General features: G+C 66.1%; 14 protein-coding genes. 4 read left to right on the top strand and 10 right to left on the bottom strand.

The window, feature by feature from the left end:
- Nucleotides 1-77 precede the first annotated feature (77 nt).
- Nucleotides 78-1,349: a GumC domain-containing protein gene (locus tag AC0IPL_RS16160; protein ID WP_474275633.1), complete on the top strand. Its 1,272-nt coding sequence runs from the start codon at nt 78-80 to the stop codon at nt 1,347-1,349.
- Nucleotides 1,350-1,389: 40 nt separating this feature from the next.
- On the opposite strand, the gene AC0IPL_RS16155 is transcribed toward AC0IPL_RS16160, so the two are convergent.
- Nucleotides 1,390-2,760, bottom strand: a complete 1,371-nt coding sequence (locus AC0IPL_RS16155; protein ID WP_474275631.1) for an oligosaccharide flippase family protein — start codon at nt 2,758-2,760, stop codon at nt 1,390-1,392.
- 233 nt (nt 2,761-2,993) lie between these two features.
- Here AC0IPL_RS16155 and AC0IPL_RS16150 point away from each other — a divergent pair, with 233 nt between their 5' ends.
- Complete coding sequence (locus tag AC0IPL_RS16150) at nt 2,994-4,202, top strand: glycosyltransferase (protein ID WP_474275629.1); 1,209 nt, start codon at nt 2,994-2,996, stop codon at nt 4,200-4,202.
- A gap of 143 nt (nt 4,203-4,345) precedes the next feature.
- Here the strand turns inward: AC0IPL_RS16150 and AC0IPL_RS16145 are convergent, their stop codons facing one another.
- The 8 genes from AC0IPL_RS16145 to AC0IPL_RS16110 all read right to left on the bottom strand — a co-directional run bounded on the left by AC0IPL_RS16145 (nt 4,346) and on the right by AC0IPL_RS16110 (nt 23,088).
- Nucleotides 4,346-5,194 carry a glycosyltransferase family 2 protein gene (locus tag AC0IPL_RS16145; protein WP_474275627.1) on the bottom strand — a complete coding sequence of 283 codons (849 nt, stop codon included), beginning with the start codon at nt 5,192-5,194 and terminating at the stop codon, nt 4,346-4,348.
- Entirely contained in the window at nt 5,191-7,698 is a 2,508-nt protein-coding gene (locus AC0IPL_RS16140) for a hypothetical protein (RefSeq protein ID WP_474275624.1), read from the bottom strand. The genes AC0IPL_RS16145 and AC0IPL_RS16140 overlap by 4 nt, the downstream gene beginning before the upstream one ends.
- Nucleotides 7,695-8,633: a hypothetical protein gene (locus tag AC0IPL_RS16135; protein WP_474275622.1), complete on the bottom strand. Its 939-nt coding sequence runs from the start codon at nt 8,631-8,633 to the stop codon at nt 7,695-7,697. Before AC0IPL_RS16135 ends, AC0IPL_RS16140 begins: the two co-directional genes overlap by 4 nt.
- Nucleotides 8,630-9,319, bottom strand: a complete 690-nt coding sequence (locus tag AC0IPL_RS16130; RefSeq protein WP_474275621.1) for a 4'-phosphopantetheinyl transferase family protein — start codon at nt 9,317-9,319, stop codon at nt 8,630-8,632. Before AC0IPL_RS16130 ends, AC0IPL_RS16135 begins: the two co-directional genes overlap by 4 nt.
- A complete protein-coding gene (locus AC0IPL_RS16125; RefSeq protein WP_474275618.1) occupies nt 9,316-13,881 on the bottom strand; it encodes a MupA/Atu3671 family FMN-dependent luciferase-like monooxygenase in 4,566 nt (1,521 codons plus the stop codon). Before AC0IPL_RS16125 ends, AC0IPL_RS16130 begins: the two co-directional genes overlap by 4 nt.
- On the bottom strand, nt 13,878-14,897 hold the full coding sequence (locus AC0IPL_RS16120; RefSeq protein WP_474275616.1) for a glycosyltransferase family 2 protein: 1,020 nt from the start codon (nt 14,895-14,897) through the stop codon (nt 13,878-13,880). Before AC0IPL_RS16120 ends, AC0IPL_RS16125 begins: the two co-directional genes overlap by 4 nt.
- Entirely contained in the window at nt 14,897-21,376 is a 6,480-nt protein-coding gene (locus tag AC0IPL_RS16115) for a type I polyketide synthase (protein ID WP_474275613.1), read from the bottom strand. The genes AC0IPL_RS16120 and AC0IPL_RS16115 overlap by 1 nt, the downstream gene beginning before the upstream one ends.
- Before the next feature lie 248 nt (nt 21,377-21,624).
- Nucleotides 21,625-23,088 carry a hypothetical protein gene (locus AC0IPL_RS16110; protein ID WP_474275611.1) on the bottom strand — a complete coding sequence of 488 codons (1,464 nt, stop codon included), beginning with the start codon at nt 23,086-23,088 and terminating at the stop codon, nt 21,625-21,627.
- A 201-nt stretch (nt 23,089-23,289) separates the two neighbouring features.
- Between AC0IPL_RS16110 and AC0IPL_RS16105 the strand changes: the two genes are divergently transcribed.
- A complete protein-coding gene (locus AC0IPL_RS16105; protein WP_474275610.1) occupies nt 23,290-24,042 on the top strand; it encodes a WecB/TagA/CpsF family glycosyltransferase in 753 nt (250 codons plus the stop codon).
- A gap of 38 nt (nt 24,043-24,080) precedes the next feature.
- On the opposite strand, the gene AC0IPL_RS16100 is transcribed toward AC0IPL_RS16105, so the two are convergent.
- Entirely contained in the window at nt 24,081-25,067 is a 987-nt protein-coding gene (locus AC0IPL_RS16100; RefSeq protein WP_474275608.1) for a glycosyltransferase family 2 protein, read from the bottom strand.
- A 150-nt stretch (nt 25,068-25,217) separates the two neighbouring features.
- On the opposite strand from AC0IPL_RS16100, the gene AC0IPL_RS16095 reads away from it, so the two are divergent.
- Nucleotides 25,218-26,231: a glucokinase gene (locus AC0IPL_RS16095; RefSeq protein WP_474275606.1), complete on the top strand. Its 1,014-nt coding sequence runs from the start codon at nt 25,218-25,220 to the stop codon at nt 26,229-26,231.
- Nucleotides 26,232-26,243 lie beyond the last annotated feature (12 nt).

The raw sequence follows: 26,243 nt of genomic DNA, 5'->3' as shown, positions 1-26,243 counted from the left end.
CTGCGCGTGACAGACCGCCCTAAAAACCGTCAGAACAAAGGCGGGGTCTCACCCGCCCGCAGCAAGAAAGCAGACAGATGGGGCCGATATACTCGTTTGGCGATTTTCTGGACATGGTGCGGCGCAGGCTGTTCACCATACTGCGCATATTCGTTCTGGGCTGCCTGATTTCGCTGTGGGTCGCGGCCAGCCAGCAGCACGAGTATGAAACGGCCGAAGTCTTGCAAATCACGCAGCCGCAAATCGCCGGAGAGTTGGCGAAATCCACGGTCGAGGGGTCCTCGGCGCGGCGCATGCAGCTGATCGAACAGCGGTTGATGGCCCGTGGCACGGTGTTGGAAATCATCGACAAGTTCGGTCTCTACGCCGACCTGCCATCGCTCACGCCGTTGCAGAAGGTTGCACGGCTGCGCCATTCGGTGCAGATCACCGGCGTCGCTGCCGCGCGAGAGGGGTTCTCCGATGATGGCACCATCTCTGTTCTGACCATCACCGCCCGGATGCCGACCGCTGAACAGGCGCAGCAGGTGGCCAGCGAATTCGGGCGCCGCACGATTGAGCTGAGCCAGGCCACACGCATCGATCAGGCCCGCGAGACGCTCAGCTTCTTTGCCGAGAAGGAAGCCGCCCTCAGCACGCAGATTGCCGCGCTGGAGGATGAGATTGCGGCCTTTCGGCATGAGCATGAGGTGACGCTACCCGGCAGCATCGAATTTCGCCGGGCGGAAATTGCCACGATGAACGAAGGCTTGCTGGAAATCGCGCGGGAACGGATCGAGATCCGCCGCGCCGCGGACCAGGCCCAGGCCGAGGAACGCCCGGCCACCGCGCGTCGGATGCTGGCGGAATTTGAGCAGCAGCTGAAAACGCTGGATGAGCAGCAGGCGCTGCTGAGCCAGCGGAAGGCGGCGTTGGAGGCGTCGTTGCAGACCACGCCAGAGGTGCAACGCCAGCTGGGCGCCTATGAGCGCCGGATGGAACAGCTTCAGGCAGAACTGGCCCGCATGGCAGAGCGTCGCAACGAGGCCGAAGTCGGCTTTCGGCTGGAGACCGGGCGGCAGGCGGAACGTCTGACGATTTTGGAACCGGCACCGCTGCCGGATTACCCTGTCACTGGCGCGCGCAAGAACAAGGCCCTGATTGGGGCGGCCGCAAGCCTGATAGTGGCGCTGGTGGTGGCCTTCTTGCTGGAGCTGCGCCACCCGGTGTTGCGCACTGCGGCCCAGATGCAGCGTGAGACGGGTCTGGTGCCGGTGGTTTCGATCCCTGTCATGGACACCGCGCCGCGTCGTCGCGGGATGGCGCGGCTACTGGCCCGGCTTTGGCCGGGACAACGCAGAGGTGCCTGACAGGAGCGGGTTTCTCGGCCGGTGTCGTGGGCACAGGGGCTCACAACGCTTGCAGCGTCGAAAGCATCGCGCTGATTTCGGCCCAGTGCCAGCTCAGCGCCGCGCCGCCCAGCACCAGGCTCAGGCACAAGAACACCGCATCATGCAGCGGATCCCAGACGTGATGCCGCCGGGCCAGCCAGATCAACGCCGGATAGGCCGCCATCATCGACACCGCCAGCGCCGCGATTCCGCCACCTAGCCCAAGCGTGGTGACCGCAGCCAGGAACAGTCCGGTTTGCAGGCAGGCCCGTGTGGCTGAAAACAGAAAAAACCCGCGACTGTCACCGGCTGCCAGTGCCGCCTGATCATAGGTCATGGCGATCACCGCGGGCGCCAGCGACAGGGCAATCATCACGATCATCGGACCCGCCAGCGCATAGCGGTCGTCATACAGCAACCCGGCCAGCCAGGGACCGACCCAGGCCATCACCAACAGCAGCGACAGGATCGCCGTCGTCAACCCGAAGCGCAGCTGTCGCTGGCGGCGACGGTTGTCCGCAGAGGCCTCGGCCGGCTTGTCCCGGTAGACCGGGATCATCAGCCGCTGATTCACCGCAAGGCCCAGCTGCATTGGAAAACTGGCCAGGAAATAGCCGATGTTATAAAGTCCCAGAACCTCCAGCGGTACGAAACGCCCCAGGATCGCGCGGTCCCCTTGCGAGGTCAGGAACCAGAAGGCGGTGGACAGAAAGATCCATTTGCCAAAGCGGATCAATTCCTGCGCGGCTGTTCTTTCCCAGCGGAAGCGATTGCCGCGCCCCGGCAGGCCATAGCAATAGAGCGCCAGCTTGGCTGCGGCCTGGATTACCCCGCCGATGACCAGCGCCAGCACCGACTGCATTGCCAGCGCCAGCAGGATCATTGCCGCCAGTCCGATCACCTGTGCCGCCAAATCCAGCGCCGTCACCCGGCCAGCCTGCAAGTGCCGCATGGCGGTTTCCACCCGTGTCGGATGGAACCCTGCCAACGCCAATCCAGCCCCTGCGATTGGCAGATATAGTGCCAGCTCTGGCGCGCCATAGAACTGTGCCACCGGCCAGGCAAGCAACCCGGTCATCAGCCACAGGCAGAAGCCGCGGATCACCTGGATGGTCCAGGCCGTGTCCAGGAAATTTGGCTCGTCGCCGCGCTTGCTCTGGGCGATCGACAGGCCGACCCCGACGTCGGAAAACAGCGACAGCCCAACTGTGACAACCGATACCAAGGCCATCAGGCCAAAGGCCTCGGGAAACAGAATGCGGGTGAGGATCAGGTTCGAGGCCAGCCGCAACGCCTGGCTACCGCCATACCCGATCATCAGCCAAGAGGCCGAACGCAGCACCCGCGCCACCATTCCCTCGCCTGCAAAAAGCGCTGCAACCCGTTGCATGTTCGTTTCGTTCCCAATCGTCCAGTGCTGCAGGCTAGGCAGCTGCGCCGGTGCCGTCAATCGCCACGGCTTCCCCGTGGCGCATTGCGGGGCAGCACTTTGAAATACTGTGACAATTCGGGCGGCTGTGCCGCATTCTCCACGGTGTCAGAACAAGCGGGCGCTGGCGCTGGGCAAGCGGGGCCGGCGCGTCTACTGTTTCGCCAGCCACTGATCTGCCGGGAAGCGCTGCGTTGAAAATTGCCTATGTCCTGAACACCTATCCGCAGCCCTCGCACAGCTTCATCCGTCGTGAACTGCACGCGCTGGAAGCGCAGGGCGTCGAGGTGCTGCGCCTTGCCATGCGGCCCGCCGCAGTGCCGCTGGTGGATCCCGGCGACCAGGCTGAGGCCGCCCGGACCGAATACGTGCTGAAGGCCGGCCCCGCGCGGCTGCTGGCGGCGTTGGCGCGACAACTGGCCTGTGCGCCACGAGAGTTTTGCCGCGCGGCGCGGCTGGCTGTGAAACTGGCGCGCGCCTCGGATCGGGGGCTGGTGCGGCACCTGATCTACCTGGCTGAGGCCGCCAATGTAAAACAGCGCTGCACGGCGGAGGGCGTGCAGCACATGCACGCGCACTTCGGCACCAACGCCGCAGCGGTGGCGCTGCTGGCGCGGGCGCTTGGTGGGGCCAGTTACAGTTTCACCGCCCACGGGCCGGAAGAATTCGATGCGCCCCATGCGCTCTCACTCGGCGAAAAGATCAACCGCGCGGCGTTTGCCGTGGCGGTCAGCAGCTTTGGCAAAAGCCAGCTGAGCCGTTGGGCTGATGTCGGACGGTGGGACAGCCTCAAAGTGGTTCACTGCGGCATTGAGCCTGAACGCTTTGCCGATCCCGCCCCGTTGCCGCAGGGGCCGCTGCGGCTGGCCGCGATTGGCCGCTTCGTCGAGCAGAAAGGCCAGATGGTGCTGGTCCGCGCCATGGCAGAGCTGGTTGCGGAGATTCCGGGCCTGCATCTGGCGCTTATTGGCGACGGTGAGATGCGCCCGGCGCTGGAGGCTGCGATCGCCGCGCACGGTCTGCAATCGCATGTGACCCTGACAGGCTGGCTGTCGGAGGAGGGCGTGCGCGCCGAACTGGCACAGGCCCATGCGTTGGTGATGCCCTCCTTTGCCGAAGGTCTGCCGATGGTTGTGATGGAAGCCATGGCTACGGCCCGACCGGTGATCGCCACCTATATTGCCGGTACGCCAGAGTTGGTGGTGCCGGGGGAGACCGGGTGGCTGGTGCCAGCGGGCGATGCTTCGGCGCTGGCAGCGGCAGTGCGGGATCTCGACCGAACTGCACCGGACCAGCGCACGGCGATGGGGCAGGCGGGGCGTGCACGGGTGCTGGCGCGCCACGATCATGCGACCGAGGCTGCCCGGCTGGCCGCGCATTTTCGCGCAGTGATCAACCGCTAGCGACAGACCGCGCCGCCGCGCGATCCGCTCCCGCCCGTCGTCGGCGCATCTGAAAATGCTCCACGCCCAAACCTGCCAGGGGGCGCTGGCGCCGCCAGCCCACCCTGCGTGCGGGAGCCCCTCTGGCGGGTGGCACCCCCCGGTCAGCGACCGCGAGTCCAGCGCGCGCCTGAGGCAAACAGGGGCGTCTTTACCGCCAACGTGACCAGCCCGTAGACGAGGAACCCTGCCGGATCCCTGACCAGTTGCCGCAGCATCCACGCCGGCGCGGGGGGCTGCTTGTCGTCCCGCGCGGCCAGGTCTGGATAGTGCGCCGTGATCTCGGCCACGCCTGCGTTCTGCCGCCGCCGCACACGGACCAGATTGCGAAAGCCCTCGACCATCGGCCAGCAGTAGTCGGCGCAGACCCGCTGGCGTTCGTCTGGCGAAAAGTTGAGCCGCGCGAACATGTCATCAGCGATGATGTCCGGCCAGTCTTTCCACCGCTGGCGCCCGGCGCGGTTCATGGCAAACACGCCGAAGCCGGGCACACCGCGGGTGAAGAACGGCAGTTGCGTCCAGAACCGCGCATAGGCGCGGGTCACCGCGCTGCGGGCCCGCGGCACCTGTGGGCAGCCGCTGGCATAGCGTGGTTTGCTAACCCCCGTGCTGGTGCCAAGCGCCGCCACCAGCTGTGGGATCAGCTGCGGCGAGACGGTGACGTCTGCATCCAGATAGATCAGTACACCGCCGCAGGCCACCGCGTCGCCCGCATTCAACGCGGCCAGCTTGCCGCCCTCAGGTTGCTCCAGCACCCGCAAATGCCAGCGGGTAGGGGAAACCACCGCCCGCGCCCGCGCCGCGGTGTCGTCTGCGCAGCCGTTTGCCAGCACCAGAACCTCCGCCCGCATGTCCGCGGGCAACGGGTCCGAGGCAAAGACCGCAGCGAGGCAGTCCCCGATATAGGCGGCTTCGTCATGGGCCGGGATCAATACAGAAACCTGCGGGGTCACTTGACGGCCTCCACCGCATCCCAGCGTGGGTTGCTGTCGCTGAGCGTGCGCAGCGCGCCCCAGCTGCCCCATTTTCCCGGCGCGCTGACATCGACGAAGACGTTGAACAGCGTTCCCCCAACCGCAGCCCAGCCCTGCAGCAGGTCGCGGTAGAGCGCGCCCATTTCTTCGGTGTAGTTGAAATGGGTGAAAAAGGCCGTCAGCTCGGGATCATCCACCACCAAGCCGTTTCCGACCACATGGCTGCCGCCTTCGTACATGATCAGCTCCAGCCCGTGCTGGTCGGCTACCCGCGCGTGATAGGGCAGCACGCGCCCCAGAAGGTCCGATAGCGTGTCGCTGGCATCGCCTGAAATCAGGCCGTCACGCAGTTCTGCCCCAGCTTGGGCGCTGGCTGCGTCATACTGATGCTCTGCCACAAATTGGGTTGCGGCCGCCCCCGTCAACCCGCGCGCGGCGGCAATGGCGCGGGCTTGGGCGCGGCTGTCGGCAATCCAGGCGCGCAGTTCCCCCACGCGGTCGCGGGTGCCCAGGATGCCGCCGAAATAACCGGTCACCGCATAGGCGTCGAAATAGGCCGCGGGCGGTTTGCCCGCAGGTTGTTCCGCCTGCCACAGCGGTGCCGTCAGCAGCTGTTCCTCCAGCCCCAACCAGCCAGTTTGGGTCGCGATGACCCGCACCAGCCGATCGGAAGCGTCCCCGAAAACCTCGCTCCAGATTTGCGCCACTTCAGCTGCGCGACCACCGTAGAACTGCATCCACAGGTTCTCGCCGCCCCAGCGCGCCTTGGCCTGCGCGTCGGCCCAGACGGCCTGTTGGAACTGCCAGTTCCAGACCTCGTTCGAATACTCGACGTAGGTGCGCAGATCTTCGTCCAGGCCCTTGTCCACCTGCCGCGCGAACTGGCGCACGTAGCTGTCGTCGGCCATATGCGGCATCGAGAACCAGGGATCGGCCCCCAGCGTGTTGGCGAGGGCCAGCATCACCTCGACCGGGACGCCGTGGCGCGCCCAGGTATAATCCTGCGGCCGGGGGCGCTCCTCCCAGCCGGTCTGTTCTGAATCGTTGGTGGCCATCCAGTTCATCATCCGCAGCACCGAAAACCCGTCCAGCCGGTCCAGCCACAGCGGGTTAAACAGCGCACCGCCTTCATGTGCGGCCAGGTGTTCTTCCTTGACGACAGTAATGTTGCGCACGTGGTCGCCGTCTCGACCGGTACGCTGGATCAGGATCGACACCGGGCCGGGTCCGGGGGTGAAATCGAACCGGACCTCCCCCTTGCCATAGCGAACATTGCTCGCGCGGCCAGAAACCTCGACGATGCCCTGACCCTCGAACCGCAGCACGTATCGTCCGGCCAGCGAGCGTGCCTGCTCTGGCAGATCGGTCAGGATCACGGTCGCGATAGAGCCCAGTTCGGGCGGGATGGCGGTGGGCCAGCCATTGTCGTCCAGATATCCTGCGGCCTGCAAGTCCGCATGGGTGACCCCGCCCCATTGTCCGGGCAGGTGGCCGATCCAGGGGCGGGCGGTCTTGAAATGGTCGAGGAACGGTGCCTGGGTGCTCCAGTCCGAAACCCCCGCCAGAGTGACCGCGAGCGGTTGGCGCTCAGCCTTGCGGGAGGAGGCAGCCGCAGGGGTTGCCCTCGCGGTGTTGAGCCTGGGCAGCGCCGGATCTTGCGGCAGGGCGGATGGCTCGGTCGGCAGCGCGGCGGTGCGCACAGTGGAGCCCTGCGCCGCGGCCCAGGCGATGTCCTGCAGCCTGGCGGCCAGCGCCGCCGAAGGCGCCGGGTAGGGTTTGCCCCAGCGGTCCTTCAGCTGATGCGGCAGGCCGCTGGGGGGCTCGCCGGTCAGCACCGCATACTGCAGCAGCGCCAGGAAGTAGAAACCCGTGGCGTTGGGGTGGATGTCATCGGCAAAGACGTCGTGGATACTGACCAGCCCCGGCACGGTGCCGGCCCGGATGGCATCGTCCAACCGCGCCATTGCCTGTCCCGCAGGCAGCAGCCGAACAGTGCCGCCGGTCTTGGCGTTGACGGCATCCACCACGCCCTGCCAGCGTGACAAATCCTCACGCAACCGCTGCCGCCACGGCACATCGGCCCCCTCGTCGAACGGCACAGCAGTACCGGTGCCACTGTTGAGACTGTGCCAGGTCTCCTGCAGGTAGAAATCCACCTCCGGGTTTGCCGTCCTGGCCAGTTCATAGAATTGGGTAACCGCGCCTTCGGTATTGCTCCATTTGAGGTGGTTGGCCAACGGAATGGCCTCTGTCACGATCACCGCGTCGGCGGCGGTTTTCAGCCGGGCGCGCGCATCCACGCCCTCGCCATCGCTGCTGTGCTGCCAGTTGTAGCTCAATGGTGCGCCGTTGATGATCTGTGCCTCCACCGTGGCGGCGCGATCGCCCGCTGCCAGCAGCTGCTCCAGCATCGGCGGGTTGTCCGGCCCGAACAGCGAATGACCAATCATCACCACGGTCGAAATCAGCCCCCCCAGCGTCATGTGTCGTGCTCCGCTGCGGTGAGGCCCGTGCGGGGCAGGGCGGTGACGACCTGCCAGACGATCTGTTGAACCCTACGCGCCGCGTCCATGGGCAGTGCCTGTGCCGCGCTGCCATCGGCGCGGGTCAGTTGGTGCGGCAGTCCTTCGGGGCTGCGCTGATACAGCACCGCGTAATGGGTCAACGCCACTACATAGCTTCCGAGGTCGTTGATATGGATGGGGTCCAGCGCCCCGTCTATGCTGCGGGCAAACAGGTCTTCGCGAGAGGTGAGCCCGGTGATGCCACCTGCCTCGGCGGCGCGGGTGACAGCCGCCAGTGCCTGCCCACCGGGGATCAGATAAACTGGTTGGTGAGGGTTGCGGCGGCTGTGCGGCCCGGTCAGCCCGCGGATCCACAGCGGCTCCAGGTCGTCGTCGATCCGTTTCAGCCAACCGGCTGGGTCGTCCAGTTTATGCCATGTTTCATACAGGTACAGCTGCGGTGCGGGCGAGGCCGCCTGCGCCAGCCCGGCCCATTGCCCGAAATACCTGGCCGCATCAAAATACTTGAGCGCATCGCGCAGCTCGACCATCTCTGTCAGCACGACGGCATCGTAATCGCCAGACCCCACGGCGTCGCGCGCGTCGCGGTAGGCCGGTGCCTGATTAGCAACTTCAAAGTCGAGGATCGGCTCGTCTGGTTCCCAATGGCCGCGCAGCGAGGTGCCGGAACCGAGCTGGCTGTGATAGCTGTGCCCGTCAGGGGCCAGCTGTGCCAACATATGCGGCATGTCCGGCCCGACCAGCGAATGGCCCAGGTGAAAGACATTGAGCGGCCCGTCAGGTGCAGTCAGCGGTGGCGGCAGCGGCACCGGTCGGCTGCGGGTGACAAAGGCGGCCAGTCCCAGTGTTGCGATGGCCGCCGACAGGGCCAGAAATCCGCGCCGCGCCATCATGCCGACGCCCGGATTTCGGCCGTGGTCACAATCAGACCGGCGCCGATGACAAAGCGCCCGCTCACGGCCGAACCTCGCGCGAAGGGTGGCCTGTCGGTAGTGAAAATCGCCCGGTAGCTGCCCGCAGGCAGATCAATATCAAGTTCCATACCATCAAACCCGTAAAACGTTCGGCTCAGCGTATATTGCGCCTTGTAGGCCGCTTCCTTGGCCGAGAAGATCAGCTTGGCCAGCTGTCCCGGAGTGTCCTGCTGGCGCAGCCAGTCGCGCTCCTTGGGTGTGCAGATCGCGGGCAGCAAATCGTCCTTCAGTGGCGTGTCTTCCTCTAGGTCGATGCCCAGCCCCTGCACCGCATCGCTGTGGGCGAGCACCGCCATGGCGCAGCTGCGGGTGTGGCTGATCGAGCCCACCAGCCCCTGCGGCCAGACCGGCGCGCGGTCGGCGCCCACCGGCACCGGTTGCGGTGCAACCCCTAGATGCCGCATTGCCTGATGCACCGCGCAGCGGCCTGCGGCGAACTCACGGCGCCGCTTGGCCACCGCATTGGGAGACAGGCACGTGGCCTCTTCGGGCAGGGGCGGCGGCGGGCTGTCCAGCGGGTCCGCGCCCGCCAGCGCCACAGTTTCTGCAAAAAGCGGCCGGACCAACGCCAACCGGTCTGCCAATGTGGTCGTGCCTTGCGTCATCCGGCCCTTGTCCTGCGGTTCGCCCGCATTGCCCGGCGTTTCGACATGGTGTCGCTGCGGTCCGGTGTGGCGGGGCTGGTCTGCGGTTGGTTTTCATGGCTCGGCGCGCCGCTTGCAACCCCTTGCAGATGGGTCGCCAACCCGGACAGGGTGGGAAAGCGGAAGATGTCGGTGATCGACAGAGACGTAAGACCCAGCGTGTCGCGCAGCTCCCGGTGCGCCTGCACCGCCAGCAGAGAATGGCCGCCAAGGGCAAAGAAATTGTCTCCGGCACCGATGTTTGCAACACCCAGCAGCCGGCTCCAGATGGCCGCAATCTGCGCCTGCATCCCATCGCTCAGCACCGCCGCCGCGCTCGATTGCGGTTGCGCGGGTTTCGGATCTGGCAACGCCTTGCGGTCGATTTTCTTGTTGGGTGTCAGCGGGAAAGCCTCCAGCGTGACGATATGGGCGGGCACCATGGTCTCTGCCAGGCGCGCGGCCAGGGCCTGCTTCAGGTTGGCCTCGTTGACGGGCCGGGCCGCGGTGACATAGCCGATCAACTGTTCGCCGCCGTCCCTGCCGCGAGGCACCACCACGGCGCCAGTCACGCCGGGCTGGTCGGCCAGCGCCGCTTCGATTTCGCCCAGTTCAATCCGCTGGCCGCGGATTTTGATCTGATGATCGGTCCGCCCGAGAAAGGCCAGCTGTCCGTCCGAGGTCCAGCGCACCAGATCGCCGGTGCGATAGAGGCGGCCCTTGGCAAACGCCGCGTTGACGAACCGCTCTGCGGTCAGCTCGTCGCGCTGCCAGTAGCCCGCGGTGACGCCATCGCCGCCGATGTACAGCTCACCGGCCACCCCCAACGGCACCGGCTGCTGGTTTGCGTCCAGCACATAGACCTGGGTGTTGACGATCGGGGTGCCGATGCTGGCGGTGCCCTGCGATACGGCATCCACGCGGCTGACGGTGGACCAGATCGTGGTCTCGGTCGGCCCGTACATGTTGTGCAGCGTGGCACCGGTGGCGGATTGCAGCGCCTGCACCAGATCGCCGGGCAGGGCTTCGCCGCCGACCAGCAGGTGCTTCAGGCGCGCAAGGCACGGGCTGGCGTCCTGGTCCGCGGCGATCATGCGCGCCATCGAGGGGGTGCACTGCAAATGGGTCACACCGTGTCGCACGATCTGCGCCGCCAAGGAGAAATCATCCGCCGCCAGCTTCTGTGGCGCGTTGCTGCGACGGAGCACTTCGGCCAGTGGCTTCAGCCCCTCCAGCACCACATCGGGGGCGATGCCGTAGTCAATCAGGCAGGCGATTTCATCCACGCCGATGCGCTTCAGCGCCTCGACCCGCAAGCAGGCGTCCTGAACTGTTCCAAACAGGCCTGAATCCTCGAAGTACCGCTCAAAGGCAAAGTCGAGGATCGCTTCCATCTCCGTCTCCGATAGGGATCCAAGGTCCATCTCGAACGGATTGTTCACGCCTGCGGGGCGTTTGAAGGCGGGGAAGGCCCAGGCGTATTGCTTGATCAGCCCGGCGGCGGAGCGCAGGTACTCCTTCATCGGCTCGCGCGCCACCTGGCGGGCCTGCTCTCGGGTCTCCGCCAGATAGCTGTGCAGCATCAGCGTGACCTTGAAGTCCGCCGGATCGTGGCCTGCCGCGCGCAGGGCGTCGTGATAGATGCGGATCTTGCCCGCGACCTCGTCGATGCTCTGGCCCAAGAGGTGGGTCAGCACATTGGCCCCGATCGCCCCGGCCTCGCGCCAGGTCTCGGGGTTGCCTGCGGTGGTGACCCAGACCGGCAGCTCGGCCGACACCGGCCGTGGCTGGGTGATCACGGCATGTTCGCTGCCGTCCTTGCGGGCAAAGGCGACCTCCTCGCCGCGCCACAGTTTGCGCACCGTTTCAATGGCCTCAAACAGCGCGGTCTTGTTGGCGGGCGGGGTGTTTTCGGGGCGCAGGATGAAATCATCCGGCTGCCAGCCAGAGGCAAAGCCGATGCCTGCGCGCCCTGCCGTCAGGTTGTCGATCACCGCCCATTCTTCGGCAATGCGCGCCGGGTGGTGCAGCGGTGCCACGCAGGAGCCGCCGCGCACGCCGATGGTCTGCGTCACCGCCGCCACCGCCGCGCCGGTGACCGCAGGGTTGGGGTAGGGGCCGCCAAAGGCGTGGAAATGCCGCTCCGGCGTCCAGACCGCGTTGAATCCGTTCTGGTCGGCGAATTTGGCCCCCTCCAGCAGCAGCTTGTATTTTTGCGGTCCCGGCCCGTCGTCGTTGCCCCAGTAGAACAGGTTGAACTCCATCCTGCGGTCAGACAGGGCCACGGGGCCACGCGACAGCTCCAGCCGACTTTCGTCGCTGGACAGTACCAGTTTTAGCCCGCGCGACAGGGTCCAGAACAGCTCCAGCACCGAGATGTCGAAGCTGAGGCTGGTCACTGCCAGCCAGGTGTCGCCGGGGTGGTGCGGGATGCGCTGGTCCATCCCGGCAAAGAAATTTGCCACATTGGCATGGGTAACCATCACCCCCTTGGGCGTGCCGGTGGAGCCGGAGGTATAGATCAGGTAGGCCAGATCGCTGCCCGTCGCGCCGCTGTCGACGGCCTCCGCTACCGCATCAGCAACATGCTCGACCTCCAGTACCTTTGCGTCCGACGCAGGCAGGCTGGCAGTCAGCGCGGCTTGGGTCACGATCACCTGCGCCTGGCTGTCGCGGATGAAATGGGCGATGCGGTCCGCAGGATAGGCCGGGTCCAGCGGCACATAGGCCGCGCCTGCCTTCAGCACTCCCAGTGCTGCAAAGACCAGCTCGGCGCTGCGGCGGATGTGGACGCCCACATGCGCGCCGGGCTGCACCCCCATGCTGCGCAGCCGGGCAGCTATGGCATTGGCGCGGGCGTCGACCTCGGCGTAGGTGAAATTCTGGTCCTCAAAGATCAGCGCGGTGGCCTCCGGAGTCCTGAGGACCTGCGCTTCGAATGCCGCGTGCAAGGTCTGCGAGGAGTCATAGTCGGTGGCGGTCTGGTTCCAGTCCTCCAGCAGTGTCGCGCGTTCGGCATCGGGCAGCACGGGGAGCGAAGCCACCGGACCTTCGGCCCCCGCGGCGAGGGCCGACAACAGCAGCTCCAGCCGCGCGGTCAGCAGGTCAGCGGCGCGCGCGTCCAGCTGGCTGGCGTCGCAATGCAGCACCACTTCGCCGCCCGAAAGCGTGGCCGCCACGGTACAGCCCGTCAGCGGCGCATTGCCTGCCAGTGACAGGCCGACAGCGGGCATCGGCTGCGCTGTGAGCTCGGGCGCGCGGGCAATCAGGTCGCTGGCGAAACCGCCGTATTCCTGCGCCGTTGCAATCTCTTGCTTCGTTCGTTCCAGAAGCGACTGGACGGGTTCCTCGCGGCGCGCCTGTATCGGCACCCAGTCAGAGATGAACCCTGCCGCTGCCGTCCTCGCGCTGGTGGCCAATGCGACGTCGCCGCGATCCTCTGCGGTGCAGAGCAGGGCCCAGGCCAGCACCGCAGCAGCGGCGGTCGTGTCGTCGACCCCGGCCGGAAGTCGGAGGCTGCGGCTGATGGTGCCGGTCACGCCAGTGGCCGTGGTCAGCGGCAGCTGCACCGGCCGCATCGCGGCCAGCCGCCGTCGCCAATGGCTCTCGCCCGGCTGGGTGGCGGCCAGTGCGGCGGTGACCCGGGCGGCCTCGTCCGCGGCGACGCCCGGCAGGGTGCTGCCGGCCGTGCACAGGGTGCTGATGTTGATCGCAAGCCCTGTGGGCGTGGTCAGCTGCGACAGGTGCAGAGCGCCCTTGCCCGTGGCGACACACAGGCTGTCCGGGCTGACGTCCAGCACTGTTCCCGGCGCGGCTGTGCCCTCGGCCAGCTGGGCGGCGCCCGCCAGAACCAGCTGATCCGCCACACGCAGCTTGGCGGCGCACATCGGGTTCCAATAGCCGCCAGTGTCCAAAGCGCGCACCAGCCGTGCCAGTTCAGTGGCGGGGCGGGTGAAATCCAGCAGCCCGCCCGCCGCGGGTCGGTCGGCGCGCGCGAAATACCGCCGCCCGGACAAATCCTGCGGCTGACGGTTCAGCGTCCCGCTTTCCAGCTGCGCCAGCACCTCGGGGAAACTGTCCATAGCAGCGGCGTAGCATTTTGAGTTGAGGCTGAAGGCGGTCTCATCGTCGGCCACATCGAACATCCGCTGGGAGAGGATGTCCCCCTCGTCCGCGCCGCGGGTCATCAGGTGCCAGGTGATGCCGTGCCGAGGCTCACCGTTTATCAATGCCCAGTTCGGCGTGTTAAGGCCGGCATAGGCGGGCAGCGGCCCGTCGTGAAAATTCACCGCGCCGCGCGCAGCCCCGGCCAGCACGGCGTCGGGCAGCATCGTCAGGTTTGCAATCGACAGCAGCCAGTCGTAGCCGACAGGGATGTCCTGCGGGCGGTCCAGCAGCGTCAGCGCCTTGTCCGTGGCCCAGCGACGGATGTCGCGATCTTGCGAGACCACCGCTTCGATCCGGTGACCGCGCGCCAACAGCGCGTCGGCGCAGCCGATCAACAGCGACTCATTGCCAATGACAACAGTGGAAAAAGGGGTCATTTCGGCTCCTTCACAAGCGGAGAGGTCTGGCGCGTTTCCGGGGTGGCTGCGGCAGGACGCAGCCAGGCGCGCATCTCATGGCGCAAGAGATCGCGCAGAAAATGCGGCGGGCCGGGGCGTTTGCGGCCGCTGAGCAGACAGCGCAGCGCATAGAGGCTTCGCCCCGCCGCCTGTGCCAATGTGGCCATCAGCGCATAGCTGCGTCCGTGGGTCTTAATGAAATAATGCCGCCGCGAGTCGAACCAGTAGCCGGGGGTGCGCTGCCAGCCCTTCATCCCGGTTGACGCGGATCCGACGTGCTCGACCCGGCTGGCGGGCAGGTAATGGGTTCGCCAGCCCGCGCGGGCGGCGCGGTGGCACAAGTCAGTTTCCTCGAAATAGAGAAAAAATCGCTCGTCAAAGCCGCCGATCTCCTCGATCACCTCGCGGCGGATCATCAGGCTGGCGCCAGCGGTCCAGTCCACCTGCGTCTCCTGCTGCGGTATCTCCATCGCCACCACCCAGGGGCGCAGCAACCGGGTGATGACGCCGGTGCAGACGCTGGCCTCGAATTCCCCGGCGACAGAGGGAAAGCGAAAAGCGGTGCGGTGCGGGGTGCCATCGGTGCCCTGCACATAAGAGCCCACCAACCCGGCACCGGGAGACGTTTGCAGAAAGTCGCGCAGGCGCCGGATGGTATCACCCTGCACAAAGGCATCCGAGTTTAGCAGGTAATAGAAATCCGGTGCCGTGCCATCCCCTAGACCGGCCTGAAAACCGATGTTCATGCCCGCGCCAAAGCCGCCGTTGACCGGCGAGGCCAGCAGCCGCAGCTTGCCGTCCGCCAACCAGCCGCGATCCTGTGCCGCCGCGCTGATCTGTTCAAAGGACCCGTCATCAGAGCCATTGTCGATGATAAGCAGCTCACCCGGCAGCTGGCGGATCTCGGCCAAGGCCGCCTCGGCCGCGCGCAGGGTCATCTCCGGCGTGCGGTAGTTCAACAGGATGGTGAGGATGCGTCCGCGGTCTGCCATCATCACTTCGCCGCCTGTGACTGGCCGGAGGCGGGCCGGGTGGGCACGGCGGCGGCGGGGCCGCGCGCCCCCCATGCATCAGCGGCATCCAGCCGCGCTTTGACCTCCGCTGCCAACACGCTGACATTGGGCACCAGCACCATACTGTCGTGATCGCCGGGCACTTCAGTAACCTCAACCGCGGGCGCCCAGCGGGTCCAGTCGTTGTCGGCGAACACGTACTCGCGCTTGGCGCTGACCCACTGACCGCCAGTGACCTGCCATTTGCGGTCCAGCGGCGGGCGGAACAGGGTCATTGGTCCGTCCCAGCCGCGCAGCCCATAGGTTTCCACCGCCGCGCGAAAGGCCAGTTCGATCTGACGGTTGTTGAATTCGGGTATCGCGCCGCTCTGGACCGGTTTGGCCCGGCGCTTCGTCACTTCCCAGGCAAGTCGGTTGCGGGCCCACTCCAGCAGGAAGCCCGGCCCCTTTTGGCGCAGCTCCGTCAGCTTTATCAGTGCCTTGTCCCGCGGCGTCAGAGATGGGCGAACCGGCAGCGGCGTGTCCAGAAGGATCAGCGCAGCGGTGTCCTGTCCTTCGGCTTTCAGCTGCTGCGCCATTTCATAGGCGGTGATGCCTCCACCAGAGAACCCACCCAGCAGATAGGGGCCGTCTGGCTGGATCTGGCGGATCTCCGCAAGGCAGCTGCGCGCGGCGTCTTCGATCCGGTCGTGCGGGGTGTCATCCCCGACCAGTCCCTTCGCCTGCAGGCCGTAGACAGGACGGTCGCGGCCCACCAGCAGCGCCAGGTGGCGCAGGTTCAACACATTGCCGAACATGCCCGCCACCAGAAAAAACGGACGCCGTCCGGTGCCATCGCCGGGATGCAGCTGCACCAGATGGGTGTACCGCGGCTGTTCGGTGGCCTCTCGCGGGCTGGTTGCGGGGTCTGTGGTGATACCACCGCCGTTGCGCTCGATGATGCGCTGCGCCAACGCGGCAACGCTGGGGGCCTCGAACAGAACCGAGAGTGGGAACTCCACCTCAAAGCGTCTTTTGATCTGCGCAAACAGCCGCACCGCAATCAATGAGTGGCCGCCAAGATCGAAGAAACTGTCTTCGATCCCCACCTGCGACACCCCCAGTAGCGCGGCGAACAGTTCCGCCAGATGCTGTTCCACGGGGTTACGGGGGGCGACGAAATCGGTGTCGAGCTGCGGGCGTTCGAAACTTTGCGCATCTTGGACCGTGGCCGAGGCGGGGCGGTTTGCCTGTGCGATCAGCCCCGGCAGATCCAGCGAAGAGACCACCAGCTGCGGCAGATCCTGTGCCATGGCGCAGGCCAGCGCGCGCTCCAGCGCGGCGCCGCCTTCGTCCGCGCGGATTCCGTTGGCAACGTTCAGATGCAGCTGCCGCTCTTCGGGCGAGAGCGACGGCGCGCTGCGTGCAGGCGCCAGAGACAGCTGTTCGGCCGTTGCATCCGGCGGGCCGTTTGCTGCTGTGGCCTCAAAGCCGCCGGGCAGCCGCTGCATTCGAAAGCTTTCGATCTCTGCCAGCACGGTGCCATCAGGATCGGTCAGGGTGACATCAAAGGCAGCTGTGCCGCGCTCGTGGGCGTCGTGCAGCCTCACGTGGCTGTACACCTCATGGCCCAGGGGCGCATGGATGTGGATCCGCTTGTAGGAAACAGGCACCCACAGCGCATCGGCCCGATAGCCGGGGATCAGCTCCATCGCCCAGCCGGTTGCCAGATCCAGCAGGCCGGGATGCAGCAGGGTGTTGTCGTCCTGCGCCTGCCATGGCAGGCTCAGATGGGCCAGACCTTCCGCAGCACCAAGTGCGGCGGAGTGTAGCACATGCCACCGCGGTCCGAACCGCAGGTGCGCTTCCTGCGGCGAGCGCAGCCGCCCGTCTTGCGGAGACTGTTGGTTTGGACAGCGGGAGAGGATGTCGGACAGGTTGAGCGCGGCGGGACATTCTGTCGCCGCCGCAAAGGCCAGCAATGCCTGACTGTTCAGATGGTAACCCTCGGAACAATTAGAGTAGACAAGCAGTTCATAACCATTTTCGTTGGCTTCGACCTTAATCAGTGCTTTTTGCGGTTGGTCATCTGGCACCACCAGCGGGCGCAGGAAGTACAGATCGCGGATTTCAAACCCCGTCGTGCAGCCCAGTTCCCGTATGACTTCGGCGGCGATTTCCACGTATCCGGTCCCCGGCAACAGCGCGGTGCCATCCGCCGTGCGGTGTTCGTCCAGCAGCCAGTGGTCGGTGTTGAATGTGGGAAGGAAGATCCGGTTGCCCGCGCCATCAAAGGCCCTGTGTTGCAGCAGCGGCTGTGCGCAGGGTTCGGCAGGGCTGGCGCCCGCAGCCGCCGTGCGAGCCTCGATCGCGCCAGCCGCCATGCCGGTGTCTGCCCAGACCCCCCAATCCACCGCAACGACACGTGTCTGGCCGCCGGCACGGTGGCGCGCCCAGGCATTCAGGTATTCATTGGCGGCAATGTAATCCACTTGCCCTGCGGGCCGTGTCGCAGTGGAGGAAGATGAGAACAACAGCATCACCTCCAGGCTGCCATCAGGGAAGACCGTATCGAGTGCCCGCAGGCCACTGACCTTGGGGGCCAGCACCCGTGAGAGTGCGTCTTCGTCCTTGGCCAGCAGCGGGCCGTCATCAATGACCCCTGCCGCGTGGATGACGCCGGTCAACGGGCCGTTCTCTGCCTCGGCCTGTTGGCGCGCGGCCAGCAGCTGACCGCTGTTGCACACGTCAGCGGCCAGCGGCAGCACCCGACCGCCCTGCGCCGCCTCCAGCGCCATCACGGCACGGATACGCCGGGCGGTCCGGTTGGCCGGGCTATGGCTGGACAGATACCGGTCCCAACTGTCGCGCGGTGGCAGCCCATCGCGTGAGATCAAGGTGACCTTGGCGCCATGCGCCTGCATAAGATGGCCTGCAATGGTCAGCCCGATGCCGCCATAGCCGCCGGTGATCATGTAATGCCCGTTCGATCTGAACGGCGCGGCCTGCGGTTCCGCCAGCGCCTGCGACCGCCATCCCAACTCCAGGCGCTTGCTGCCGCGCCAGGCGGCAATGGTATTGGCAGGCGTTGCCATCAGCTCTTCCAGCAGCCGGTCGGTGGTATCCGAACTGGCTGTTTTGCGAAGGCCCCGCCGGGGCTGTGGCCGCGCCGACAATTCGATGTCCACACAAGCGCAGGTGAGGCCTGGCAGCTCGCGCGGGATCACCCCCACCGGACCCGCGATCATTGCCTTTTCCGGATAGGGCAGAGATTCATCGCGAACCTGTGCGGCCCCGGTGGTGAAAACGCTGATATGTAGCGCGGCGGGCAGCTCGATGTTGCCCAGCTCCTGCGCCAGCGCGGTCAGGGAATGAAACCCCATTTCGAGATTCCGGTCGAAGAAGGAGGACCCGGGGCGGAAGGTCTCTTCGCGCGTCACCAGCCAGAAATGCGCAATGCGGTCAGGCAGTTCGCCTTCGGCCGCCAGATCGGTCAGCAGCGCACCATAGGCGCTGCGGCCCTGTTCCGGTGGCAGCACAAACAGATCCGGTGCCAGCCGGGCATAGGTATCGCCGGCGCGTACGCGGATCACGCTGTGCCCTGCCGCCGCGAGCCGCGCCCCGGCGGAGGCAGCCTGGCCGCAGTCGTCCTCGAAGATCAGCCAGCGATGTGGCTCCTGGTCCAGGTCCTGCGCCACGTCCAGGGCGCAATCTGCCAGCCGCGGCCGCCAGGCCGGGCGATAGCCCCACTCTGTCAGGTCATCGTGCCGCTCGGGGGTCGGCTCCTCAGTTTCGGCTGGCTGGCCTGGTTCGATGAAATAGCGGCTGCGCTGAAAGGCATAGCCGGGCAGCGGCAGCCGGTTGCGCCGGGCCTCGCCCCAGATCTGTTGCCAGTCGGCCTCTACCCCGCAGGCCCAAAGACGGCCGATAACGCCAAAGAAGTAGGCGTCGTCCATCACCTGTTGGTCCGGGTGGCGCAGTGAGCTAAGCACCTGGCCCGGCTTCACATCGGGCGCCATCTGCGCCAAGGCGCTCAACGCCTTGCCGGGGCCGACCTCAAGGAACACCCGACCGGGTGTCTTTGCCAACCGGGTTATGCAATCGCCAAAGCGCACCGTGTTGCGCAGCTGCCCGACCCAGTAGTCGGCGCTGGTGGCCTGTTCGGCCGTCAGCTCCGCGCCGCTGCGATTGGAGATCACCGGCAGCTGCGGTGCCGACAGGCTCAGGCCGCGCAGGAACGCGCCGTATTGATCCAGAATGCCATCCAGCATCCGCGAATGGGCGGCGATGTCGATGGCAATGCGCTGATGCTCCACCTCGCGCGTGGTCAGATCGGCAGCCAGCCGTTCCAGCGCCGCCCGCGGGCCGGACACGGCGGTGAGGGCGGGGCCGTTGACGCTGGCGATGTCCAGATCGTCCCCGATCAGCGCCTCAACCTCTGCCAGCGGCAGCGCGATCGACAGCATGCCGCCGGCGGGCACCGTGTCAAACAACCGCCCACGCAACAGCACCAGGTCGATGCAGTCCTCGAACGACAGCACCCCCGCCAGGCAGGCCGCGGTGTTTTCGCCCATCGAATGGCCGACAAGCGCGGCAGGTTTCACGCCCCAGCTGATCCACAGCTGCGCCAGCGCATACTCCACGATCATGATCAGCGGCAGCTGCACTGAGGGTTGCTGCAAGCGCACATTGGCGGCGTCTTCTTCGCCCGCTTCGGGCAGCCAGATGGTGCGGATGTCATAGTCGAGGCTGTTTTGCAGGTGCGCCAGCCCGCGGTCCATCCATTCGGCAAAGACTGGCTCTGTCTCATAAAGATCGCGCGCCATGCCCGCATGCTGCGCTCCGCCGCCAGGGAACATGAAGACCACCTCGGGCGCATCGCCCAACCGGTCGTGGGTAAAAATCTTGCGGGGATCGTTTTCACGCAGGAGGTGCGCGGCCTCAGCCGGGGTTTCGGCCACCAGCACCCGCCGCTTGGCAAAACCGCGTCGCCCGTGTTTCAGGGTAAAAGCGACGTCGGCCAGGTCCGCCTCGGGGGTGGCCTCCAGATATTGAGCCAGCGCCAGCGCATTCGCCTCCAGCGCGGCCTTGGTCTGGCCGGAGATGCACAGGACTTGAAACGGGAAATCGCTTTCCTCTGAGGGGGCACGGGCGGGGGCCTCCTCCAGGATCACATGGGCGTTGGTGCCGCCGACGCCGAGCGAGTTGACTCCGGCCCGCCGCGGGCCCTTGTGCGGGGGCCAGGGGGTCAGGGCTGCGTTCACCTGAAACGGCGAGGTTTCGAAATCAATTGCCGGGTTCGGTGCCTCATAGCCCAGCGAGGGCGGGATTTCCCCATGACGCAGCGCCAGCGCCGTCTTGGTCAGGCTCGCAACCCCGGCGGCGGTGTCCAGATGGCCGATGTTGGTCTTGACCGAACCGATGCGGCAGTAGCCGCGCGCCTCCGTGCCGGCGCGATGGGCTTCGGTCAGGGCCGAGACTTCGATCGGGTCGCCCAGATAGGTGCCGGTGCCGTGGCATTCGACGTAGCCGATGGTCTCTGCCGGGGTGCCCGCAGCCCGGAGCGCGGCCTGCACCGCCGCCGACTGTCCCCCCACCGAGGGGGCCAGATAGCCTGCCTTGTCCGCGCCGTCGTTGTTGATCGCGGAGCCTTTGATGACGGCCCAGATGTGGTCGCCATCGGCCATGGCATCCTCCAGCCGCCGGAGCGCCACCGCTCCGGCGCCGGACCCGAACACCGTCCCTTGCGCACGGTGGTCGAAGGCGTGGCAATGGCCATCGGGGCTGAGGATTTCATTTTCCTTGTAAAGATAGCCACGGCCCTGCGGCAGCTCGATGGTCACACCACCGGCCAGGGCCATGTCGCAGTCGCCCTCGCGCAGGGCCTTGCAGGCGTAATGCACCGCCACAAGCGACGTAGAGCAGGCTGTCTGCACGTTGACGGATGGCCCCTTGAGGTCGAACACATGGCTGACACGGGTGGCCAGAAAATCCTTGTCGTTGCCGGTGTGGCGCAGCAGGAACATGCCGACATCATCGACCAGACCAGGATTGGAGCAGATGTTGAAATAGAAGTAGCTGCCCATACCGCAGCCTGCGTAAACGCCGATCGGGCCGGGAATGCTCTCGGGCGGGTGAGCCGCGTTCTCCATCGCCGCCCAGGCCACCTCCAGGAACTTGCGGTGCTGGGGGTCCATGATGGCGGCTTCCTTGGGGCTGAAGCCAAAGAACTCGGCGTCGAATTGATCAAACCCAGGCAATTGCGCGGTCGCGGGCACGTAATTGGGGTCGGCCAGCGCCGTGGGGCGTTCCCCATTGGCTAGCAGCGTGTCACGGTCCAGCCGGTCGATTGATTCAATGCCGTCGCGCAGGTTGCGCCAGAACGCTGCGGCACTGTCCGCACCGGGGACGTCCACCGCCAGCCCGACAATTGCAATATCACCGGCCGCTGCACCAGCGGTTGCCGATTTTCCATCCAACATCGTTACTACCCGCCCCCACGGCCCTTAAAATACTGCGCGGCAGCCTACTGCCGCAATTCTGGCAGTTTCCCGTCGCGCGGGTTGTTCGCATGAGCTGACCGCAGTCAGCTGCCGTCTTCGGCGCCGCGCACAAGATCCCCATCTGCCGCGCGGGCCGGTCCCGTTCAATTTTACCGTCATCAATCCATTGGGCCAGCCTATGGAGTCATTGTGTCAATTTCCGCGTGAATAGCGGTAAGAATACGGCATCATATCACGCTGCGATCCCTGGGTTCGGCGGGATTGGCTGCCAATGCCTGAACACCGTTAAATAATGCCGCCTTCTCACGAAACAAGTCAGGGTAGAGCAGTCGCTCCGCATAGCCCAGCACGGCGCCGGCGCACATCCAGGTCATTGGGATCAGCGTCGCATTCAGCAGCATGTCCACCAAGGTTGCCGCCAGGATGAGGGCAATCGGCGCCGCATAGGGCGAGAACGTCTGCGCGGGCGCGCCGCGTGCGGCCACGGCCAGCAACACCAGCGGCGCCGCCAGCAGCCCCATTTCCGCGATGTACCCCCGCCAGCCGAAGGTGCCGAAAACGATGATCCAGCGCCCGTCCGGGATCGAGAGGATTTCGCCTGTTGCCCCGTCAAGGATCAGGTTGCGGCCCCAGCCGCCCCAGCCGAACCAGGGTTTCTCGGCGGCACGGGCCAGCAGCTGTGCCTCATTGTCGAAGCGAAAGCCCAATGAGTGCGCACGATCGACGCTGATGGTCTCGAAATAGGCCACGATGTCATCGGTGGGGATCAGCCCGGCGTTGCGCAGCATCGGATAGATCACTGCGATCACTCCCAGTCCGAGTGCGATCCGCAACTGCCAGCGCAGCGGCGCCAGTGCGATAACCGGGGTGAAGACGAGACCATAGGCCAATGAGGCAAGGCTCTTGCAGCCGAGCAGCAGCAAAAACAGATACCCGCAGGTCGCCACCAGACGCCAGCGCCGGCCAGAAGCGGCCGTGCGTGCCAATGCCGTGGCGGCCATCAGCGCGGCGGCCACGAAAAACGCGAGCCATAGCGCATGTGGCAGGAACACGATCGGACGGTAGCCACCCTGGCGGATCATCTGGCTGAAGTCATGCTGGAAGAAGCCGTAGACCCAGACGTTCGTCTGGGGGCTGAATCTGATTTCAATGAGGGCGGGGATGGAATAGGCCAGCGCCCCCAGGACCAGGGCCAGCAACAGCTCGCGGTGGGCTTGCGGGGTTGACAGATACCGCCGCGCCAGAAGGAACGGCATCAGCACGATCACCTGGTTGATGACGACAGACCCCATGTCGCGCCAGCGCAGCCCCGGCAGCTGGTGGTTCAGGATCAGGATGGGGTCGGAGTTGGCGATCTTGTGGAACAGCATCGGTTCGCTATTGGTCAGCACCGTGGGTATGACGCCAAAGACAAACAGCAGCACCAGCACCCGCGCCGCCGGGTGGCGCGGCATCAGCGGTACCGGGCGGCGCAGCAGAAACGCGCACAGCACAAAAGCCATGACGGACGGAATGGCGAACTTATCCATGTCCGGCACCAGCGGCAGATCAAACTCTGCGTCCGGCGGCAGCAGCAGGTAGCCGCCGATGATGCACCATAAAATGGCCCGCTCCAGCGGCAGGCGCCGGAACAGGACCAGGCTGACCAGCGGCCAGGCCAGCAGCATGATGTAGGCCACAGTATTGGGCACCGGAAGACTGCCCCTTGTGCAATTGTGCGATGTTCGCTTTGGAGGTGAATGTAACCCCTGCGCGCCGCACTGTCGCGAGGATTTATGTCATGCGGTAAACAGTTTGCAGGAATGCAACGGGTGCCGCCGCCGACGGGGCAGAGGTCTGGTCCGGATCGCGCGGCGGCGCTATGACTGAGCCGAGCCATTGGGGGGCATGCCTTGTTTTTCGAATTCGACGGTCGCCGGGTTTCGGTCAACATACCGGACCGCGCGAGCCTTGAGGCGGAGATTCGCGATCGTTTCGCGGCGGGCCATGGCTTTGCGCTGGCCACCATCAATCTCGATCATCTGGTCAAGCTGGCCACGGATCCGCAGTTTTTGGCCGCCTATCAAGCCCAGGACCTGGTTGTTGCCGACGGGCGGCCGATCGTTTGGATGTCACGGTTGGCGCGGCGTCCGGTGGCGCTGATGCCGGGGTCGGACATGGTGCTGCCACTGTGCCGACTGGCGGCTGAATGCGGTGCCAGGGTGGCGCTGGTGGGCAGCACCGATGCCGCCTTGCAGGACGCCGAGGCAGCTCTTCAGACTGCCGTGCCGGGGCTGGAGATCCTGTGGTGTCAGGCTCCATCGGCGCCGTTTGACCCGAATGGGGACGAAGCCGAGCAGATCCTGCATCGGCTGGCCGAGTCCGGGGTGCAGCTGTGCTTCCTGGCACTGGGCGCCCCACGACAAGAGCTGTTGGCCGCGCGCGGGCGCAAGCTGGCGCCGGGGGTCGGCTTTGCGTCAGTCGGGGCCGGGCTGGACTTCCTGGGCGGGCATCAGCGGCGCGCACCGGCCTGGGTGCGGGCGATTGCGATGGAATGGCTGTGGCGGGCGCTGTCCAACCCGGCGCGCCTGCTGCCGCGTTATGGAAAATGCCTGATGATCCTGCCGGGGCATATGCGGCGCGCCTGGGCAATCCGGCGACGATAGACGCGGCGTGTGTAGCCACCATGACACTGGCAGCAGCGCTATTTGTACTCCAGTATGCCGCGCGCCCGACCGAGGCTGCGGTTCAAATGGTATTCCAACACACCCAATGCCTCGGGGAATTTGCCCAGCACGGTGAAGAACGCCCGTTCCGCCCCCATCCGGGACCGCAACCGCAGCACCTGCGCGGGGTAGGCCAGCAGTGTCAGCAGCAATAGCCAGGGACTGACCAGCGCGCCCAGGGCACCGGCAGCCAGAGGCAGAGCCGCGCCCCATATCAGAGCCCGTCTGGTCTCGGCGACCCAGTGGCGTTCTGGGCCCGCGCCGTGCAACGCGGCCCCTTCGGCAAACGCGTGGCCCGCCCGGCGGCTGCGACGCCACCATTGATCAAAGCGCAGCATTTGTGCGTCGTGCAGGGTCATGTCCGCATCCAGACGCCAGATTTGCCAGCCCATCCGGCGAAGACGCAGGCACAGCTCGGGTTCTTCGCCTGCGATCAGATCGTCGCGGTAGCCACCGGCGCCGCGCACCGCCGACAGCCGCATCAGCGCATCGCCGCCACAGGCGGCGGCCTCTCCGACCGGGGTGTCCCACTCGGCGTCACACAGGCGGTTGTAAACGGATGCCTCGGGGAACCGTTCTCGTCGCCGTCCGCAGGCCACCGCCGCCTGTGGATGGCCGCGCATGAAGGTCAGGGCCGTGGTGATCCAGTCCTCTGCGACCTCGCAGTCGCCATCGGTGAGTTGTACAAACGCAACGTCGTCTCCCAGTGCCGCCAGCCCAGCATTGCGCGCCCGCGCCGCGGTGAACGGGCGGGAGAGATCCAGTTCGACCACCTCGGCGCCCAGATCGCGGGCCGCTGCTGCAGAGCCGTCTGTCGAACCGCTGTCCACATAGACGATGCGCCCGACCTGCCCGGTCAGTGATTGCAGGCAGCGGATCAGCCGCGCGCCTTCGTTGCGGCCGATCACCACCGCAGCGGTTGCGGCGGCATTGGCTGCGGTGGAGGAGGGTGTCAGCTGGGGCACGAGGAGCGGTCCATTTGCGGTCGGCAAGATACCGCCCCAAGGTGCCGCCATGTTGGCGGCGCTGCAAGCGGGGCGTGCATGCTCAATTGCATTTGCAGCGTGTTTGCTACAGGCTGCACAAAGGGCTGAGGAACAAAAGGATTACCGCGCATGGGTGCTGAGCTGACGGTTCTGGCAGGCGACGTCGGCGGCAGCCGGACACGGTTGGCCTTGGCGGCGCCCGGCGTTGGGGTCACGGCCTTGCAGAGCTTTTGCAACGACAGTTTTGCCAGCCTTGAGGATGTATTGCGAGCTTATTGCGCGCAACCCGGTCTGCCACCGCTCAGCGGGGCTTGCCTGGCGGTGGCCGGGCCGGTGCGTGACGGTAGCTTTCAGCTCAGCAATCGCAACTGGGCGGGCCGGGCCGAGGATCTGGCGGCGGTTCTTGGTTTGCAGCCGGGTGCCAAAGCGCAAGTCATCAACGATCTGGCGGCGCTGGGTCAGGCGTTGCCTGTACTGATCCCCGGCCAGTTGACCAGCTTGCGCCCGGGGCGGCAGCACGGCCAGCAGGCCTTGGTGGCGGGCATCGGCACCGGGTTCAACGCCGCTGTCGCCTGCGACGGCGCGACGCTGGAGGCGGAGCTGGGCCATGCCGCGTTGCCGCAAACCCTGTATCGGCAACTGGAGCAGCTCTTGAACCGAGCGCCGGAGGAGTTTGTCAGCGTCGAAAGCCTGTTTTCCGGTCATGGGTTGGTGCGGTTCCATCAAGCCATGAGCGGCAGTGCGGCGGGCAGTGCGGCGGAGATCACCGACGCCTATCTGGCGAACCCCGACAGCGCCGAGGCGCGCAGCATCGGGGAATGGGCGCATCTGCTGGGTCTGCTGGCGCGGGAGATGACCGCGCTTTATATGCCGGGTCAGGGGATGTTCTTTGCCGGTAGCGTCGCGCGGGGAATCTTGAACACGCCCGTCTGCAAGACCTTTCTGTCCAGTTATGCGACGTCGGGGGGCAAGCTGGCGCAGGCCCGGACCGAGATCCCGTTGTGGCTGATCACCGATGATGCCGCCGGTGTCAGCGGGGCCGCGCAAGTGGCGCTGCGCGCCGCCGCGGGCATGGGGGAGGCCCGCGCTGCTGGCAAGCCGGACAGCCATGGCCCCGACGCGGCCGGAGAGGCGGGCGCCTAGGTCACCGCCACC

This window comes from Leisingera sp. SA32 (assembly GCF_056033425.1).
Note: the sequence above shows the minus strand (reverse complement) of the source record. Positions and strands in the feature narration are given on the sequence as shown.

Bases quoted from the DNA above. Each gene is read 5' to 3' on its own strand.
- AC0IPL_RS16125 (WP_474275618.1), bottom strand. From the start codon at position 13,881: ATGACCCCTTTTTCCACTGTTGTCATTGGCAATGAGTCGCTGTTGATC.
- AC0IPL_RS16095 (WP_474275606.1), top strand. From the start codon at position 25,218: ATGGGTGCTGAGCTGACGGTTCTGGCAGGCGACGTCGGCGGCAGCCGG.
- AC0IPL_RS16155 (WP_474275631.1), bottom strand. From the start codon at position 2,760: ATGCAACGGGTTGCAGCGCTTTTTGCAGGCGAGGGAATGGTGGCGCGG.
- AC0IPL_RS16130 (WP_474275621.1), bottom strand. From the start codon at position 9,319: ATGACGCAAGGCACGACCACATTGGCAGACCGGTTGGCGTTGGTCCGG.
- AC0IPL_RS16135 (WP_474275622.1), bottom strand. From the start codon at position 8,633: ATGATGGCGCGGCGCGGATTTCTGGCCCTGTCGGCGGCCATCGCAACA.
- AC0IPL_RS16160 (WP_474275633.1), top strand. From the start codon at position 78: ATGGGGCCGATATACTCGTTTGGCGATTTTCTGGACATGGTGCGGCGC.
- AC0IPL_RS16120 (WP_474275616.1), bottom strand. From the start codon at position 14,897: ATGATGGCAGACCGCGGACGCATCCTCACCATCCTGTTGAACTACCGC.
- AC0IPL_RS16140 (WP_474275624.1), bottom strand. From the start codon at position 7,698: ATGACGCTGGGGGGGCTGATTTCGACCGTGGTGATGATTGGTCATTCG.
- AC0IPL_RS16115 (WP_474275613.1), bottom strand. From the start codon at position 21,376: ATGTTGGATGGAAAATCGGCAACCGCTGGTGCAGCGGCCGGTGATATT.